Annotated in this window: 18 protein-coding genes; 6 read left to right on the top strand and 12 right to left on the bottom strand. The window is 55.0% G+C overall.

What is annotated here, in order from left to right:
• The first annotated feature begins 101 nt into the window (after positions 1 to 101).
• Genes argA through NP603_RS10885 form a run of 3 tightly spaced genes read left to right on the top strand, consistent with a single transcriptional unit; the run spans position 102 to position 2,676 of the window.
• Entirely contained in the window at positions 102 to 1,418 is a 1,317-nt protein-coding gene (gene argA, locus NP603_RS10895; protein ID WP_256610909.1) for an amino-acid N-acetyltransferase, read from the top strand.
• A gap of 13 nt (positions 1,419 to 1,431) precedes the next feature.
• The gene (locus NP603_RS10890; protein WP_256610908.1) at positions 1,432 to 1,884 is read left to right on the top strand and encodes a GDP-mannose mannosyl hydrolase; all 453 of its coding nucleotides are present in this window, start codon (positions 1,432 to 1,434) and stop codon (positions 1,882 to 1,884) included.
• A 9-nt stretch (positions 1,885 to 1,893) separates the two neighbouring features.
• Entirely contained in the window at positions 1,894 to 2,676 is a 783-nt protein-coding gene (locus NP603_RS10885) for a metallophosphoesterase (protein WP_371928831.1), read from the top strand.
• On the opposite strand, the gene rppH is transcribed toward NP603_RS10885, so the two are convergent.
• Positions 2,673 to 3,200: an RNA pyrophosphohydrolase gene (gene rppH, locus NP603_RS10880; RefSeq protein ID WP_256610907.1), complete on the bottom strand. Its 528-nt coding sequence runs from the start codon at positions 3,198 to 3,200 to the stop codon at positions 2,673 to 2,675. The genes NP603_RS10885 and rppH overlap by 4 nt on opposite strands.
• Positions 3,201 to 3,353: 153 nt before the next feature.
• On the opposite strand from rppH, the gene NP603_RS10875 reads away from it, so the two are divergent.
• Positions 3,354 to 4,007, top strand: coding sequence for a histidinol-phosphatase (locus NP603_RS10875; protein ID WP_256610906.1), 654 nt, complete (start codon positions 3,354 to 3,356; stop codon positions 4,005 to 4,007).
• Positions 4,008 to 4,012: 5 nt separating this feature from the next.
• On the opposite strand, the gene NP603_RS10870 is transcribed toward NP603_RS10875, so the two are convergent.
• Positions 4,013 to 4,243: a sulfurtransferase TusA family protein gene (locus tag NP603_RS10870; RefSeq protein ID WP_140912583.1), complete on the bottom strand. Its 231-nt coding sequence runs from the start codon at positions 4,241 to 4,243 to the stop codon at positions 4,013 to 4,015.
• Positions 4,244 to 4,316: 73 nt separating this feature from the next.
• Here NP603_RS10870 and cysG point away from each other — a divergent pair, with 73 nt between their 5' ends.
• Together cysG and NP603_RS10860 are read left to right on the top strand one after the other, a co-directional pair.
• Entirely contained in the window at positions 4,317 to 5,702 is a 1,386-nt protein-coding gene (gene cysG, locus NP603_RS10865) for a siroheme synthase CysG (protein WP_256610905.1), read from the top strand.
• Between the two features lie 212 nt (positions 5,703 to 5,914).
• On the top strand, positions 5,915 to 6,250 hold the full coding sequence (locus NP603_RS10860) for a c-type cytochrome (protein WP_256610904.1): 336 nt from the start codon (positions 5,915 to 5,917) through the stop codon (positions 6,248 to 6,250).
• Positions 6,251 to 6,328: 78 nt separating this feature from the next.
• Here the strand turns inward: NP603_RS10860 and NP603_RS10855 are convergent, their stop codons facing one another.
• From NP603_RS10855 to rpsF, 10 genes are all read right to left on the bottom strand, one after another.
• Entirely contained in the window at positions 6,329 to 6,946 is a 618-nt protein-coding gene (locus tag NP603_RS10855; RefSeq protein ID WP_256610903.1) for a hypothetical protein, read from the bottom strand.
• A 127-nt stretch (positions 6,947 to 7,073) separates the two neighbouring features.
• Positions 7,074 to 8,285, bottom strand: coding sequence for an argininosuccinate synthase (locus tag NP603_RS10850; RefSeq protein ID WP_256610902.1), 1,212 nt, complete (start codon positions 8,283 to 8,285; stop codon positions 7,074 to 7,076).
• Between the two features lie 85 nt (positions 8,286 to 8,370).
• Positions 8,371 to 9,636: a lipid IV(A) 3-deoxy-D-manno-octulosonic acid transferase gene (gene waaA / locus NP603_RS10845; protein ID WP_256610901.1), complete on the bottom strand. Its 1,266-nt coding sequence runs from the start codon at positions 9,634 to 9,636 to the stop codon at positions 8,371 to 8,373.
• A gap of 323 nt (positions 9,637 to 9,959) precedes the next feature.
• Positions 9,960 to 10,214: a hypothetical protein gene (locus NP603_RS10840; RefSeq protein ID WP_256610900.1), complete on the bottom strand. Its 255-nt coding sequence runs from the start codon at positions 10,212 to 10,214 to the stop codon at positions 9,960 to 9,962.
• Positions 10,215 to 10,522: 308 nt separating this feature from the next.
• Complete coding sequence (gene ppsA / locus NP603_RS10835; protein ID WP_256610899.1) at positions 10,523 to 12,916, bottom strand: phosphoenolpyruvate synthase; 2,394 nt, start codon at positions 12,914 to 12,916, stop codon at positions 10,523 to 10,525.
• 90 nt (positions 12,917 to 13,006) lie between these two features.
• Positions 13,007 to 13,954, bottom strand: a complete 948-nt coding sequence (gene rfaD / locus NP603_RS10830; RefSeq protein ID WP_256610898.1) for an ADP-glyceromanno-heptose 6-epimerase — start codon at positions 13,952 to 13,954, stop codon at positions 13,007 to 13,009.
• A gap of 5 nt (positions 13,955 to 13,959) precedes the next feature.
• Positions 13,960 to 14,406 (bottom strand): 50S ribosomal protein L9, encoded by a 447-nt coding sequence (gene rplI / locus NP603_RS10825; protein ID WP_256610897.1) that lies wholly within the window; start codon positions 14,404 to 14,406, stop codon positions 13,960 to 13,962.
• 46 nt (positions 14,407 to 14,452) lie between these two features.
• The gene (locus NP603_RS10820; protein WP_256610896.1) at positions 14,453 to 15,316 is read right to left on the bottom strand and encodes a DUF2232 domain-containing protein; all 864 of its coding nucleotides are present in this window, start codon (positions 15,314 to 15,316) and stop codon (positions 14,453 to 14,455) included.
• A gap of 73 nt (positions 15,317 to 15,389) precedes the next feature.
• Positions 15,390 to 15,620, bottom strand: a complete 231-nt coding sequence (gene rpsR / locus NP603_RS10815; protein WP_054758676.1) for a 30S ribosomal protein S18 — start codon at positions 15,618 to 15,620, stop codon at positions 15,390 to 15,392.
• A 24-nt stretch (positions 15,621 to 15,644) separates the two neighbouring features.
• On the bottom strand, positions 15,645 to 16,064 hold the full coding sequence (gene rpsF / locus NP603_RS10810) for a 30S ribosomal protein S6 (protein ID WP_256610895.1): 420 nt from the start codon (positions 16,062 to 16,064) through the stop codon (positions 15,645 to 15,647).
• Positions 16,065 to 16,111 lie beyond the last annotated feature (47 nt).

Genomic DNA, 16,111 nt, shown 5'->3' with positions numbered 1-16,111 from the left:
TTAGGGTTCCGCTGGCGGGAAACGAGCCGGCGACGCATGGATTTTTGATACCCTCTTCCGGCAGGAGAGGCTTAGGTTTTAACTTTTACCACACCCACCGAATGGAACAACAGTCCACTTTCGTCGCCTGGTTCAGAAATTCGTCGCCCTATATCCACGCCCACCGTAATCGCACCTTCGTGATTTTCTTCGGCGGCAATGCGGTCAGCGAAGCCGATTTCGACAATCTGATTCACGATTTCGCGTTGCTGAAAAGCCTGGGCGTCAGGCTGGTGTTGGTCTACGGTATCCGAGCCCAGATCGACGAACAATTGGCGGAACACGGCGATACGCCGAAATTCCACCACCACTTGCGCATCACCGACGCCACCACGTTGCAATACGTCAAACAGGCGGCCGGCCTGGTTCGGGTCGAAATCGAAGCTTTGCTGTCGATGGGCGTTTCCGGCTCGCCGATGGCCGGTGCCCAAATCCGGGTCGCCTCCGGCAACTTCGTTACGGCAAAACCGCTCGGCGTGCTGGACGGCATCGACTACTGCTACACCGGCACGGTGCGCAAGATCGACGCCCAGGCCATTCATCAGCAACTGGACCAAAACAATGTGGTGCTGATTTCACCGGTCGGCTATTCGCCCAGCGGCGAGGTGTTCAATTTATCTGCCGAAGAAGTCGCCACCGAAGTAGCGATTGCGCTGCAGGCGGAGAAACTGATTTTATTGACCGAGCAAACCTGCGTCGACCCGGCTTCCGGCGCTGCACTGTTACAACTGACTACCGACCAGGCCGCGGAATTGCTGAATAAAACCCCTGCACTGCCGGACGCCGTCGCCCGACCGTTAACGGCGGCGATGCAAAGCTGCCGCCGTGGCGTGCAGCGCGCCCATCTGATCAACCGCCATGTCGACGGCGCCTTGCTGCTGGAACTGTTTACCCGCGACGGCGTCGGCACTCTGGTCAGTTCCACCGCCTTCGAAACTATTCGTCCGGCGACGCTGGACGATATCGGCGGCATCATGGAACTGATCAAACCGCTGGAAGCCCAAGGCATCCTGGTCAAACGTTCGCGGGAAAAACTGGAGATGGAAATCGGCGACTATATAGTTATCGAGCGCGACGGCCTGATCATCGGCTGCACCGCGTTTCACGTCATGGCCGATGCGGGCAGCGCCGAACTGGCCTGTCTGGCGGTACACGGCGACTACCGCAAGGGCGGGCGCGGCGACAGCCTGCTGAACTATTTAATCAGCCAGGCTCGGACCCGCAACATTCGCCGCCTGTTCGTCCGCACCACCCAAACTTTGCATTGGTTCGTCGAGCGCGGCTTCATCCCGTGCGCTGTTGACGATTTGCCGGCACCGATGCAAAGCGCCTACAACTACCAACGCAACTCTAAGCTACTGTATAAAGACGTAATTTAAAGAGGGACTCGCTATGCTCACCAAACAGGACTTTCTCAACGTGGTCGATTTAACACCACTGGTATCAATCGATTTGATCGTCAGCTCCGCCGACGGCAAAATTCTGATGGGGCAACGCGTCAACCAACCGGCCCAGGGCTACTGGTTCGTGCCGGGCGGCAGAATCTATAAATCGGAAACATTGGAGCAAGCCTTCCGCCGCATCACCGCAACCGAATTGGGCACGGCTTACGATGTAACCGACGGCCGTTTGTTGGGCGCGTTTACTCATTTATACGACACCAATTTTGCCGACGCGCCAGGCATCAGCACCCACTACGTGGTATTGGGCTACCAACTCAGCTTGGGGCTGGAGTCGTCCCGCCTGCCGGCGCAGCAACACAGCGCGTACCGCTGGATCGGCGCCGACGACGACTTGGGCCTGGTGCATCCGAATAGCCAAGCCTATTTCCCTTATCTGCGCTAACCGATAGCCGTGCTGAAAATCCTGCAACTGACCGACCTGCACATCCTGCCGCATGCCGGCGATACGTTGTTGGGCGTGGATACCGAATACTATTTCGCGCAAGTCTTGAACGCGGCTTTTGCCCAGCACGGTGCATTCGATCTACTGCTATTGACCGGCGATTTGGGCCAGGATCCCGCTCCGGACAGTTACCAGCGTATCGCCCGCCATTTAAACCGGTACGCGACGCCCTGCCTGTGCCTGCCAGGCAACCACGACGATTGGTCGTTAATGCAAATCGAATTGAACGTCGGCAAATCGAGCTGCCGCAAACACTGGGTATTTCCAGATTGGCAAATTATCGGTTTGAACAGCCAAAAACCGGGATGTCCCGGCGGTTATTTGACCGGCGAGGAATTGGACTTTTTAGATCGAACATTAGCGACTTGCGCTTTACCGGCGCTGCTGGCCGTACACCACCATTGCCTTGCCAGCGGCAGCCCGTGGATGGACAGCATGATGATAGAGAACGGAGAGGAATTGTTGCGAATTGCGGAAAAATATCCGCAAGTCAAAGCCATTACTTGCGGCCATTTGCATCAGGAAATGGAGAAACGCCATCGTTCCATCCAGATCATCTCTGCACCGGCCAGTTGTTTCCAATTCAAACCCGGTGCAACCGAATTCGAATTGGATATCAGGCCTCCCGGTTACCGTGTGTTCGAACTTTACAGTGACGGCCGACTGATTACCGCTTGCTATAGAATCGATGCCGAACAACCGGAGTTGCGGCTGGATTTAAACAGCTACTAACAGGCCTCCAATCTACCCGACAAATAGCTTTCGGCATTAACGCCGACATCGTTGGCAATCAGCAACGCGCCGAGCTCGTCCATCGCCTTCCGGTAAACGCGGCGCTTGAAGTAAACCACGTCCTTCAACGGATACCAATACTCGACCCATTTCCAGCTATCGAACTCCTGCTTGTGCCCGCAATCGAACCGCACCATCGACTCGTCCGTGTTCAGCCGCAAAATGAACCAAATTTGCTTCTGGCCGATGCACAACGGCGTGGAATTTTTGCGGATGTAGCGCTCGGGTAATTTGTAGCGCAACCAGTATCGGGTTCTACCCAACAATTGCACGTGTTCGGCGCGCAGGCCGGTCTCCTCCCACAACTCCCGGTACATCGCGGTTTCCGGGTCCTCGTCGCCGTCGATTCCGCCCTGCGGAAACTGCCACGAATTCGCGCCCTTGCGCTTGGCCCAAAACACACGACCCTCGTCATTGCAAAGGATAATCCCGACGTTCGGCCGGTATCCTTTCGAGTCTATCATGTAAAAAACCTGTATCATTTGCCGCCCGGTTATCGATGCCGGAATGTTAAAATCAACAACGGTGCGGCCATTAAAATTAATGCCGCAATTGTTCCACAAATACTCGGCCGACGCTACCGGCCTTATCTTTTTCTTTACGACGACAGGTTTGCCGTGAGCTTAGCGATTTTTGATCTGGATAACACGCTGATCGCCGACGACAGCGACTTTTTATGGGGCCAATTTCTGGTCGATCGCGGCATCGTCGACAAAGACCATTACGAACAAGCCAATAAAAAATTTTACGAGGATTACAAACAAGGCACGCTGGACATCGTCGAATTTCTGCATTTCTCGTTGGCGCCGCTGGCGCAGCACGAGGCCAACCAGCTTTACCGTTGGCGGGAGGAATTCGTCGATAGCTTGATTAAACCGATCATGCTGGACGCGGCAAGGGAGCTAATCGACCGGCACCGCCAGGCCGGCGACACGCTGCTGGTGATCACCGCGACCAACCGTTTCGTGACCGAACCGATCGTAAAACTTTACGGCATCGACAACTTGCTGGCGACCACGCCCGAATTCAAAGACGGCCGTTACACCGGCAAATTCGAAGGCACACCCTGCTTTCAACAAGGCAAGGTCGATCTGTTGCGGGATTGGTTGGCCGAATCGGCGGAAACGTTGGAGGGTTCATGTTTTTACAGCGATTCGCATAACGATTTGCCGTTGTTGAACCTGGTAGACCGTCCGGTAGCCGTCGATCCGGACGAAAAATTGAGGCAGGCTGCGGAGTTAGCCAATTGGCCTATCATCAGCCTGCGCTAAGCCTATTATTTTTTCTGGATGTAAAAGATCTGCCGGTCGGCATCGCGCAAATTATGAACCAATTGGTGCCCGGCCTGATCGATGTAGACGCCGAAATCGAGATGGGCGGCCGGATCGGTGGCGATAACCTTAACCACCGAACCGCTGTTGATTTCCATAATGGCTTTTTTCAGGCGCAACAGCGGCAATGGGCACTGCAAACCACTTGCGTCGACTTCCAAATCAAATTCAATCATATTGGTATTCGCTCAATCGCTAATTGACTGCAAATATCATAACATCAACCCCAGACCGCGAAAATCAAGGACCATGGATTACTTTCCGCTATTTTTAAAACTCAAAGGCCAGCCTTGTTTGGTAGTCGGCGCCGGCGAAATCGCCAGCCGAAAAATTGAGTTATTGGCAAAAGCCGGCGCCAGAATAAGCGTGGTCGCTCCGGAAATCGGCAACAGCGTTGCCGATATGGCAGCCGAAGGCCGGCTAACCCTGCTGCACAAAAATTTCGCCGATAGCGACCTGGACGGGATGTGCCTAGTGGTTTCGGCCACCAACACCAGAAGCGTCAACGAAGCCGTCGCCCAAGCAGCAAATGCACGCAACATACCGGTCAATGTGGTCGATAACCCGGATTTATGCAGCTTCATCTTTCCCGCTATCGTCGACCGCTCGCCATTGACAGTCGCGATCTCTTCCGGCGGCGTATCGCCGGTGTTGGCGCGTTTGCTGCGCGCCAAGGTGGAAGCGGCTATCCCTGGCGCGTTCGGCCTGCTAGGGCAATTTGCCGAGGACTTCCGGACATTGGTCAAACGGCGTTTGCCAGACCCGGCTCGCCGCCGAGTGTTCTGGGAAGACGCATTGCAGGGAAATATCGCCGAGATGGTGTTCTCCGGGCGCCGCGACCAAGCTGCCGCCGAACTGCAAGCCAAACTGGATGCGGCCGAGCAGACGCAAAGCCGCGGCGAAGTGTATCTGATCGGTGCCGGACCGGGCGATCCTGACCTACTGACTTTCCGCGCCTTGCGACTGATGCAGCAAGCCGACGTGATCGTTTACGACAGGCTGGTGTCGAAAGAGATTCTGGAAATGGCCCGCCGCGACGCCGAAAAAATCTACGTCGGTAAGCAACGCAGCAACCACAGCCTGCCGCAGGAGTCCATTAACGAACTACTCGCCGATCTGGCCTTGTCCGGCAAACGCGTGGCCCGTTTGAAAGGCGGCGACCCGTTTATTTTCGGCCGCGGCGGAGAAGAGATCGAAACGTTGATGCAACAGGGCGTTCAGTTTCAAGTGGTGCCGGGCATTACCGCCGCAGCGGGCTGTGCCAGCTATGCCGGCATCCCGTTGACCCATCGCGACCATGCCCAATCCTGCACCTTTGTTACCGGCCACCTGAAAGACGGCAATATCAATCTGAATTGGAGCCAATTGGCAGCCCCTAATCAAACCATCGTAATCTACATGGGCCTGGTGGGTCTGGAAACGATTTGCCAGTCCTTGATCGAACACGGCTGCCCTGCCGACCAACCCATCGCCCTGATACAACAAGGCACCACCCGCCACCAACGGGTCATCACCGGAACCTTGAGCGATATGCCGGAGAAAGTGGAGCACGCCGATATCAAACCGCCGACGCTGATTATTGTCGGCACCGTCGTGCGCTTACGCGAACAATTGGAGTGGTTTCAACCCGGCTAATGGCCGCTTGCGGGATTAATTCCCGATTTCAGCCAAATTTAAGTTTTGGTTGAAAAAATCAGGCCGCAAGCGGGTTAAAGGCCGCGGCGCCACAGAAAATCGATTGAATTTTTTGCTAAAGTTCCCTATCCTTTACCCGCTTAACTTCCCAGTGAGCTGCTTATTCAAACAACAATACGCAGTTCTTTTTTTAAACACAACGAGAGAAGAAAATGAAAAAATCATTCGGTTTATTAGTAGGCGCAGCTCTTATCGCGATCAGCGGCCAAGTTGCAGCTAACGAAGCGGAAGAAATCGGCGCAAAAATTTACGAACGTGCTTTCGGCCGTGGTTGCGGCGCTTGCCATGACATCTCATCTAACCCACAACTGAAAGAACTGATCAAAGCCGGCAAACTGCCGAAAGACCAATTCGCCAGCGTTCTGAAAAACGGCAAAAACGGCATGCCTAAAGCAACTGCAGCGATCATGGAAGTCGGTCCTGTCAAAAAAGCCGGCTACACCGAAGACCAAGCTATCGACGCAATCTACGAATATTTGAAAAAATAACCGCCGCTCGACAGACAAATAAAAAGCCGCTATCCATAACGGATAGCGGCTTTTTTATGAGTTAAATAAAAGAGCAGGCTAATCGCGTCTGCCGAGATAGGTCTGGCGACTGCGCTGATGCGTTAGACGGTAGCGGCTGCGCAACCAAACGCCGGCAATGGCAGCAATCATCAAGCCGCAAGAAACGAAGGTCAGATAAACCAAATCCTTGACGTCGTTCAATTCCTTGATCAAGACTTGGTTGACCGCTGCGCCATCGGCTCTGGCCGGCGAATCGATCGAGTAAGTCGTCAGGATTTTTACGTCGCCTTTCAAATCCCGTATCGTATCCAGCGAATCGGCGACGCTGCCTTTTTTGATGTTCTCTTCCAACGTGCGCAATTTGCTTTCGATAGACCCGCTCAACAAACCGAATAATTGACCTTTCAAGGCACTGATCTCGGCCGATAACGCCGGGTTTTGGGTCGCATAAACCGCGGAAATGGCTTGATGTTTTTGGATTTCGGTTAATAGGTTTTGCCGGGGCAACAACACAAAACCCAGCACGAACACAACTGCCATCAATCCCATCACCAACAGCAACAAAACGCGGTTGGCTTTTACCAATGCCTGATGCTGGCTTGCGGTCCGCAAATAGACAATCTCACGTTTGTCGCTCGTGACTTCATCCAGATTAATCTCAGGCATGTCGCTCATTATTGTTTTAATGTTGCTAATCGGGAAGCTTTACCGCCGGCCGGCCTAATACACCGTACGGCTGGCGGCAAGTTATCGGGGCATTATACAAGCTTGCAGAAAAATGTCCTGTTTTCTGCCCTCGACTTCAGCGGCCTTTTTTTGCCGCAATCCGCATGCGCAGCGCATTCAGTTTAATAAAGCCTTCGGCATCTTTTTGGTTATAGGCGCCGCCGTCTTCTTCGAAGGTTGCGATATTTTCGTCGAACAAACTGTTGGTTTCGGATTGGCGACCCACCACAATCACGTTGCCTTTGTAAAGCTTGACACGGACTTTACCGTTCACGTTGACTTGCGACTCGTCGATCATGGTTTGCAACATTTTGCGCTCCGGACTCCACCAATAACCGTTGTAAATCAGAGAGGCGTAGCGCGGCATCAATTCGTCTTTCAAATGCGCCACCTCGCGGTCCAGAGTCAGAGATTCGATCGCGCGGTGGGCTTTCAACATAACGGTGCCGGCCGGCGTTTCATAGCAACCACGCGACTTCATGCCGACATAACGGTTCTCGACGATATCCAAACGGCCTACGCCATTGGCACCGGCGATTTTGTTCAGCTTTTCCATGACCTGGTGCGGCGTATGCGGTTCGCCGTCGATGGCGACGATATCGCCTTTTTGATAATCCAATTCGACATAAGTGGCTTGGTCCGGCGCGTTTTCCGGCGACACGCTCCAGCGCCACATATCTTCCTCCGGCTCGGTCCACGGATTTTCCAGGATTCGGCCTTCGTAGGAAATGTGCAGCGAGTTGGCATCCATCGAGTAAGGCGAGGATTTGCCTTTCTTCATCTCCACCGAGATGCCGTGCTTCTCGGCATAATCCAGCAATTTCTGCCGCGAATTCAAATCCCATTCCCGCCACGGCGCAATGACCTTAATGTCGGGACGTAGCGCGTACGCGCCCAGCTCGAAGCGGACTTGGTCGTTGCCCTTGCCGGTGGCACCGTGGGAAATCGCGTCGGCGCCGGTTTCGTTGGCGATTTCGATCAAGCGCTTGGCGATCAACGGCCGGGCGATGGAGGTACCCAGCAGGTATTCGCCTTCGTAAATGGTATTGGCGCGAAACATCGGAAATACGAAATCGCGGGCAAATTCCTCGCGCAAATCGTCGATATAGATTTCCTTGATGCCTGCTGCCTTAGCCTTGGCTCGTGCCGGCTCGAGCTCTTCGCCCTGGCCGATGTCGGCGGTAAATGTTACTACCTCGCATTGGTAAACATCTTGCAGCCATTTCAAGATCACCGAAGTATCCAGACCGCCCGAATAGGCCAGCACCACTTTTTTAATATCCGACATAATCCGCTATACACCTAAAAAATTAAAAACCGGCGGATTATAACGGAAAACACCGAGTGCTTTCCGGCAAACCGCCAGCACGGCTTCAAACATCCAAACTTTCAGCCAATAATGCTGCAGTCCGTTCGGCCGCACCTTGATTGTCGGCGACAAACTGTCTGGCGTTGCCGACCAAGCGATTTCTAAATTCGATATCTTGATACAGGCGTAACACTGCGGCCGGCACTGTCTGAGCCCCGACACACTGAATGGCCGCTTCGGCGGCGAGCATGGACTCGGCTATTTCCTGAAAATTGAACATTTCCGGACCAAACATTACCGGTACGCCGACAGCCGCCGGCTCCAGCACGTTGTGCCCGCCGACCGGAACCAAACTCCCTCCGACGAATGCGGCATCGGCGGCGGCATACAGCATTTTCAATTCGCCCATGCTGTCGCCGATATAAACGTCGGTCTGTGCGCTGCAAGTTCGTTGCTCGCTGCGCATTACCATTTGCAGCCCGCGTTGCTCGCATAACGCCCGCACCAGCTGAAAGCGCTCGGGATGTCGCGGCACGATCAGTAATAGCAATTCGGGCAGAGCGGCTTTGAGCTGCGGATACAGTTCGAGGAACACCTCTTCTTCACCATGATGAGTACTGGCGATTAGCAAAACCCAGCGCCCGGCAAATGTCTGCGCCTTCAGGCTTTGCCCTTGCGCCACCGCCTCCGGCTCTATCGTCACGTCGAATTTGATATTGCCGAGCACTCGCACGCGTTCGGGTTGAGCTCCGATCTCGATAAACCGCGCCCGGTCTTCACCGGTTTGCACTGCAATCGCCGCCACACCAGCCAATGCAGGCCGCACTAGGGCGGGAATTTTTTGGTAGGACAGCGCCGACCTTGCCGACAACCGCGCATTGACGACATACAGCGGAATCGCCGCCTCGGCGCAAGCGGCAAACAGGTTCGGCCAAATTTCCTTTTCCATCACCACCGCCAGGCGAGGCCGAAAATGCGCGATAAAGCGGCGCACCACCAGAGGCAAATCATACGGCAAGTAAACATGCTCGACACTCTCGCCCAACACCGCGCGCACTCGCGCCGAACCGGTCGGCGTGGTCGTCGTCACCAGCACCGGCAACTCCGGATATCGGATTTGCATCAATTTGATCAGCGGAAACGCCGTCTCGGCTTCGCCGACCGAGACCGCGTGAACCCAGAGCACGCCCTGCCTGGATTGAAACGGATAAATCCCCAAACGTTCGCGCCAGCGCTGCCGGTAAGGTGGCGCTTTGATTCCTCGCCAGTACAGGCGCAGCAAAATCACGGGCAAGATTAAATAAAATATCGCTGTATAGAGCTGACGCATCAACGGAAAAACACAAACAACCCAGCATGTCCTGCCCAACCTACAGAACACTCCGGTCGATTTACGATGATTGAAAGGAGCGCGAACGCGCTGTTAACGCAAGGATTGTAACAGACTGGAACCGCCGCTAAGAACGGGAGTTTACGGCGTGGCGCCTAAACTGACGCGAAAATAAAACCGGCTAGCCGACTTCGCGACGCCCCCCTTATTGAATCCTGAGCCGTGAAACCGGCGCATTCGTAAGCCGTATTGCCATCCTTGGCAGTCTTACTGAGTCATCCTGAGTGAACTTCTGTTGACCCGCCCTCATTCGTTTAGCATTTTCAAACAACCGCCTTACGGCGGCCTAAACCAATCGAGCCCAACATTGCGCTGCCGAACAGCCATAACGCACCGGGAACGGGGACTGCGGAAACATTGGCATTAATCGCTTTAAAGCCTTTAGCGCCAACATCGGCACAAACGCCTGTTGGACAAGCGCCGCCGACAGCTAACAGATAATGGCCGGCATTAAAAAATACGCTCAACGAAGTCATTTCAGGCGCACCGTTACCAATTGTGGTATCGCCGCTGTTCACACCCGCCGCACCAATGGTTTGACCGGCTACAGACCATACGCCGGTACCAGCATTACCGGTAGTAAATGCTGCACCTGGATGGCATGCGCAAAGTAACTGAACGTGCGCCCAGCGGATGAATCAGGCATCAGTTCGGTAACGCTGGATGTTTGGCCAATAACGTGGTTTGCGTTCCAGGTACCCACCGCAGTTGTTCCGGCATTCCAAATGGTAAAACCTGGATGCATCAGATCGCTCAGCACATTGATTCGGTAAGTTCCCGAACTCGTAATGTTGAGGCCGGCGTAGGCGCCACACCCCCCAACCTGTCAACGCCGCAGCCGGTTTTCAAGCGCTAATATTCTTTGGGTGGTCTGTAATACCGTATCCGGGTTCAAGCTCATCGAATCGATACCGATTTCGACCAGATATTCGGCCATTTCCGGATAATCCGACGGCGCCTGGCCGCACAAACCGGAATGGCGGCCGTTGCGCCGAGCCCCTTCTACCGCCAGCCGAATCATGGTTTTGACGCCGGGATCGCGCTCATCGAAGTCGTTGGCGACGATTTCCGAGTCGCGATCCACACCCAACGTCAATTGCGTCAAGTCGTTGGAGCCGATCGAAAAACCGTCGAACAATTCGGCAAACTGATCGATCAGAATCACGTTATTCGGAATCTCGCACATCACGTAGATTTCCAGACCGTTGTCGCCGCGCTGCAAGCCGTGGCCGGCCATCGCTGCCAACACCCGCTCCGCCTCGTCTATGCGCCGGCAAAACGGGATCATCAATATCAGATTGCTTAAGCCCATCGTCTCGCGCACCCGCTTCATCGCCGCGCACTCCAACGCGAAACCCTCGGCGTAGGCCGGATGCACGTAACGCGAAGCGCCGCGAAAACCGATCATCGGATTGGCTTCGTCCTGCTCGAACCAGCGCCCGCCCAACAACGTGGCATATTCGTTGGTCTTGAAATCGGACATTCTGACTACGACCGGCTTGGGATAGAACGCGGCGGCAATCGTCGCCACGCCTTCGGCCAGACGCTGGATAAAAAACTCTTCCGGCTTTTCGTAACCCTCGGTCAAGCGCTTGAGTTGTTCCAACTCGGCGGCATCCTGAACCCGCTCCGGATGAATCAAGGCCAGCGGATGCGCCTTGATATATTCGGTGATGATGAATTCCATCCGCGCCAAGCCGACGCCGTCATTCGGCAAAAAGCTGTGCTTGAAGGCTAGTTCCGGATTGCCCAGATTCAGCATAATTTTGGTCTTCGGCCGCTGCATTTGCGCCAGATCGGTCCGCAGCACCTCGAATTCGACCCGGCCCTGATAGACCTTGCCGGCGTCACCCTCGGCGCAACTGACCGTGACCTCGCCGCCGCTGGCTATTGCCGTCGTCGCGTTCTCGCAACCGATCACCGCCGGCACGCCCAGTTCGCGAGCGATGATCGCCGCATGGCAGGTACGGCCGCCGCGATTGGTGACGATGGCGGCGGCCGTTTTCATGACCGGTTCCCAGTCCGGCGTGGTCATATCGGCGATCAACACTTCGCCGGGCTTGAAACTGGATAACTGCGCAACGCTGGCAATCACCCGCGCCTTGCCAGCGGCAATTTTGCTGCCGACCGCGTGGCCGCGGGCGATGACCACGCCCTGCTCCAACAAGCGGTATTGTTCCAACACGTTACCGCTACGCTGCGAAGCCACCGTCTCCGGCCGGGCCTGCACGATGTAGAGTTTGCCGTCCAGCCCATCCTTAGCCCATTCCATGTCCATCGGCCGGCTGTAGTGCGTCTCGATTTTGATCGCATAGTCGGCCAGTTCCAGCACTTCGGTGTCGGCGATGCAAAAGCGGCGGCGCTCGGCGTTGGCAGTGGCAATGTTGCGTACCGGCTCGCGGGTGCTGCCGTCGCTGTAAACCATCTTGATTTTCTTCGCGCCCAGATTGCGGCGCAGCACCGCACGGTAGCCTTGGGCAAAGGTCGGCTTGTGCACGTAAAACTCGTCCGGATCGACCGCACCCTGCACCACGTTTTCACCCAGGCCGTAAGCGCCTGTGATGAATACCGCATCCTGGAAGCCGGATTCGGTATCCAGCGAAAACATCACGCCGCTGGCCGCCAAGTCGGAGCGCACCATTTTCATGATCCCGATCGACAGCGCGACCTTGAAATGGTCGAAACCCTGGTCGATGCGGTAATGGATGGCCCGGTCGGTGAACAGGCTGGCAAAGCAACGCTTGCAGGCGTCAAGCAAGCCGTGGCCACCCCGAATATTCAAATAAGTATCCTGCTGTCCGGCAAAACTGGCGTTGGGCAAATCCTCGGCGGTCGCCGAACTGCGCACCGCGACGCTTAAATCCTCGCCGTACTGCTGTTGCAATTCGGCAAATGCGGCATTGATCTCGGTCTGCAAATCAGCGGGCAGCGGCGCGGCGTAGACCAAATCGCGGGCTTGCTGGGCGCGACGGGCCAGATCGGCAACGTCGTCGGCATCGACCTCGTCCAATAACTCGTGCAAGCGCGGCCAAGCGCCGGCTTGATCCAACAGATAACGATAGGCGTCTGCGGTGATCGCGAAGCCGTTCGGCACCCGGATACCCTCTACGGCCAAGGCTTGGTACATTTCGCCCAGCGACGCGTTCTTGCCGCCAACCAGCGGGATATCCTGGATGCTGAGTTGGTTAAACCAACGGATGTATCGGTAGGCTTGGGACATTGGGGAACTCCTTGGCTTTAATTATGCTTATCGATATAAGCATACGCGCTTGGAACGCGGCCGCAACCAGGATTTTCGGCATCAGCGCGGTTAACGCTGACGGCTCAGCCACTCCATGTAGAGCTGCACGCCCTCTTCCACCGATTTAAACTGATGCAGGCAACCTGCGGCGCGAAGTTTTTCCAGATTGGCTTCGGTAAAACTCTGGTAACAGCCTTTCAGATGCTCCGGAAACGGGATGTATTTGATGTGGCCGCGCTGATAAAACCGAATCACGGCCTTGGCTACGTCGTTGAAGGTCTGGCTACGTCCGGTGCCACAATTGAAGACGCCGCTGACTTCAGGATGGTCCAGAAACCACAAATTGACGTCGACTACATCGCCGACATAGATGAAATCGCGGCGTTGCTCGCCGTCGGCATAACCGTCGCAACCTTCGAATAATTTCAATTCGTCCGATTGCTTAATTTGGTTATGCAAATGAAACGCCACGCTGGCCATGCTGCCCTTATGCGCCTCGCGCGGCCCGTACACGTTGAAATAACGCAGACCGACCACTTGCGCAGTCAGTTTGGTTTGCCTGCGCAGATACTGGTCGAATTGAAACTTGGAATAACCGTAAACATTCAACGGCCCTTCGTAAGCCAGTTCTTCCTTGAAGGTCAGATCGGCGCCGTAAGTTGCCGCACTGGATGCGTAAATAAACGGGATTTTGTGGCTTTGGCAATAATGAAACAGGGTTTTGCTGTATTCATAGTTGTTGTCCATCATGTAATGGCCGTCCCATTCCGTAGTACTGGAACAGGCTCCCTGATGGAATATCGCCTCTATCGATTCGGCCTGGAATCGGCCTTGCTGCAGGCGCTCGAGAAACGTGGCGCGATCGAGATAATCGGCAATGCGGCAATCGACCAGATTACGGAACTTGATACCGTTGCTTAAATGGTCGACCACCAAAATATCATCGTAACCGCGGGCGTTCAGCCCCAATACCAGATTACTGCCGATGAAGCCGGCGCCACCGGTTACGATGATCAAGAGGCTTACTCCGCTACGACTTTGATCGGCAGCGTCGCAACAACGTCGGAGTGCAAATTGATCGCGATGTCGTATTCGCCGACATTGCGGATCACTCCATTCGGCAGTCGCACCTCGTGTTTCTCGACGTTAACGCCTGCCGCGGTAATCGCGTCGGCAATGGTCTGAGTGCCGACCGAACCGAACAGGCGGCCTTCGTCGCCGGTTTTGTGGGCGATCGTAATCGCCAATTTACTCAGCGCTTCGGCGCGAGCATTGGCAGCGGCCAATTTTTCGGCAGCTTGTTTTTCCAGCTCGGCGCGGCGTTCTTCGAACTCCTTGATTTTAGCCGGGGTAGCCGGAACGGCTTTACCCTGCGGGATCAGGTAATTTCTGCCATAACCCGGTTTGATGGTGACTTTGTCGCCCAGGTTGCCCAGGTTGGCGGTTTTTTCCAGAAGAATGACTTCCATCGTTTATACCTCTTGGTTCGACTCGTATGTCGAAAAATCGGGAGCTTTACGCTCCATTGGGTTTAAATTTGTTTCGCAAATCCAGCCAAGTATCGCTCAAGCCGCAAAGGATGACTACGGCGGTCACATGCGGCACCAGCATCAGCGTAATGTACAGGAAAGGCACCATGAACCGTCCGCCCTTGCTGGTGGCAAACGCCGAATGCAGCACCGCAGTACCGACGAAGACGTACAGCACAAACGCTACCAGCAACACATTCCAGCAAAATTCCGCAATGCTCTCCGGACTCAACCACGCCACCGCAATCAGCGCCAGCGTAACCAGCGTAAACGGCATATGCGCTCGCAAAGCCAGAAATTCGCTTCTGAAGCCGCCGGGATTATACAGCGCCGCCTGCCACCATCTGGCCAAAAACAGCCCCAGCAACAAGCCGCAGACGCTTCCCGCAGCAGCGACGCCGGTCATGTAATGCGCCAACGTATCCGCGGATTGGTGAATCTGTGCCACAGCAACGTCGGTCTGCCCGCTCAGCATCGGTTGAATCATGAATTCCAGGATTTGCCGCCAAAATTGCGCCGGATGCTCCTGAAAACTGTAAATGCTGAATACCGCAGCCACACCGAGCAGTACGGCGATTTCAATTGCCACGACCAGATGCCTGCCTTCGCGCAGCACGATCGAAATCAACCAGACCGGCAGCCAGAAGGCCAAGCCGTACATCAACGAATACTGGTAGTTGCCTAGCAACAGCAGGCTCAACACCCCGGCCGCCAAGCAGGAACACAGCAGCACGTACATGCCTTCGCCGGCGCCGCGCCGCAGCGTGACCAACGCTAGCGAGGCCGAACTTACGATACTTATCGGAGGAAACAACAGGGAAAGCAAGGCCAAACTGGATGCAACGGTCATCGCTTGCATCCTCCCCTTCATAATGAAAGCGGCCAGAAATTGCACGCCTGCCTTCCTCCGGGCTTTGCTTCTATTACTTATGCGCGTCGCAAAACGGCAGCAAAGCCAGGAAACGGGCTTGTTTGATCGCCGCAGTCAACTGTCTTTGGTATTTCGCGCTGGTACCGGTAATCCGGCTCGGAATGATTTTGCCGGTTTCGGTGATGTATTCGCTGAGCAGATCCAGATCTTTATAGTCGATCACGATCGCGTCTTCGCCGCTGAAACGGCAACCTTTTTTACGTCTGATATTGTTACGTGCCATGAAAATTCTCTACGTTAATTTGGGTTACTCTGAATCGGCAGCTACTTCAGCTTCGTCGCTGGTTTCGGCTTCGACTTCTTCTTCGGCGTCACCTTTGGCTCGGCCAGCGGATTTTTGGCCGTCGCTGCCGCTGGTTGCAATCACCGAAGGACCGGTGATGGCTTCTTTTTTCGCCAGGGTCAGGCTGCGCAGAATAGCGTCGTTGAAGCGAAAACCGGCTTCCAGTTCTTCCAGAGTGGCTTGGTCGCATTCGATATTCATCAGCACGTAATGCGCTTTGTGAATTTTTTTGATCGGATAGGCCAGATGTCTGCGGCCCCAGTCTTCCAGTCGGTGAATTTTGCCTGAGGCTTCTTCGACGGTGGATTTGTAACGTTCGATCATAGCCGGCACCTGAGCACTTTGGTCAGGATGGACTAAGAAGACAATTTCATAATGTCGCATGATTTCTCCTTACGGGTTGAAAAGCTTCCCGCCCGCAGGCAGTGAAG

Origin of the sequence: Methylomonas aurea, assembly GCF_024505045.1 — a bacterium.
Lineage (GTDB): Bacteria > Pseudomonadota > Gammaproteobacteria > Methylococcales > Methylomonadaceae > Methylomonas > Methylomonas aurea.
This window is presented reverse-complemented; position numbering and strand designations above follow the sequence as displayed.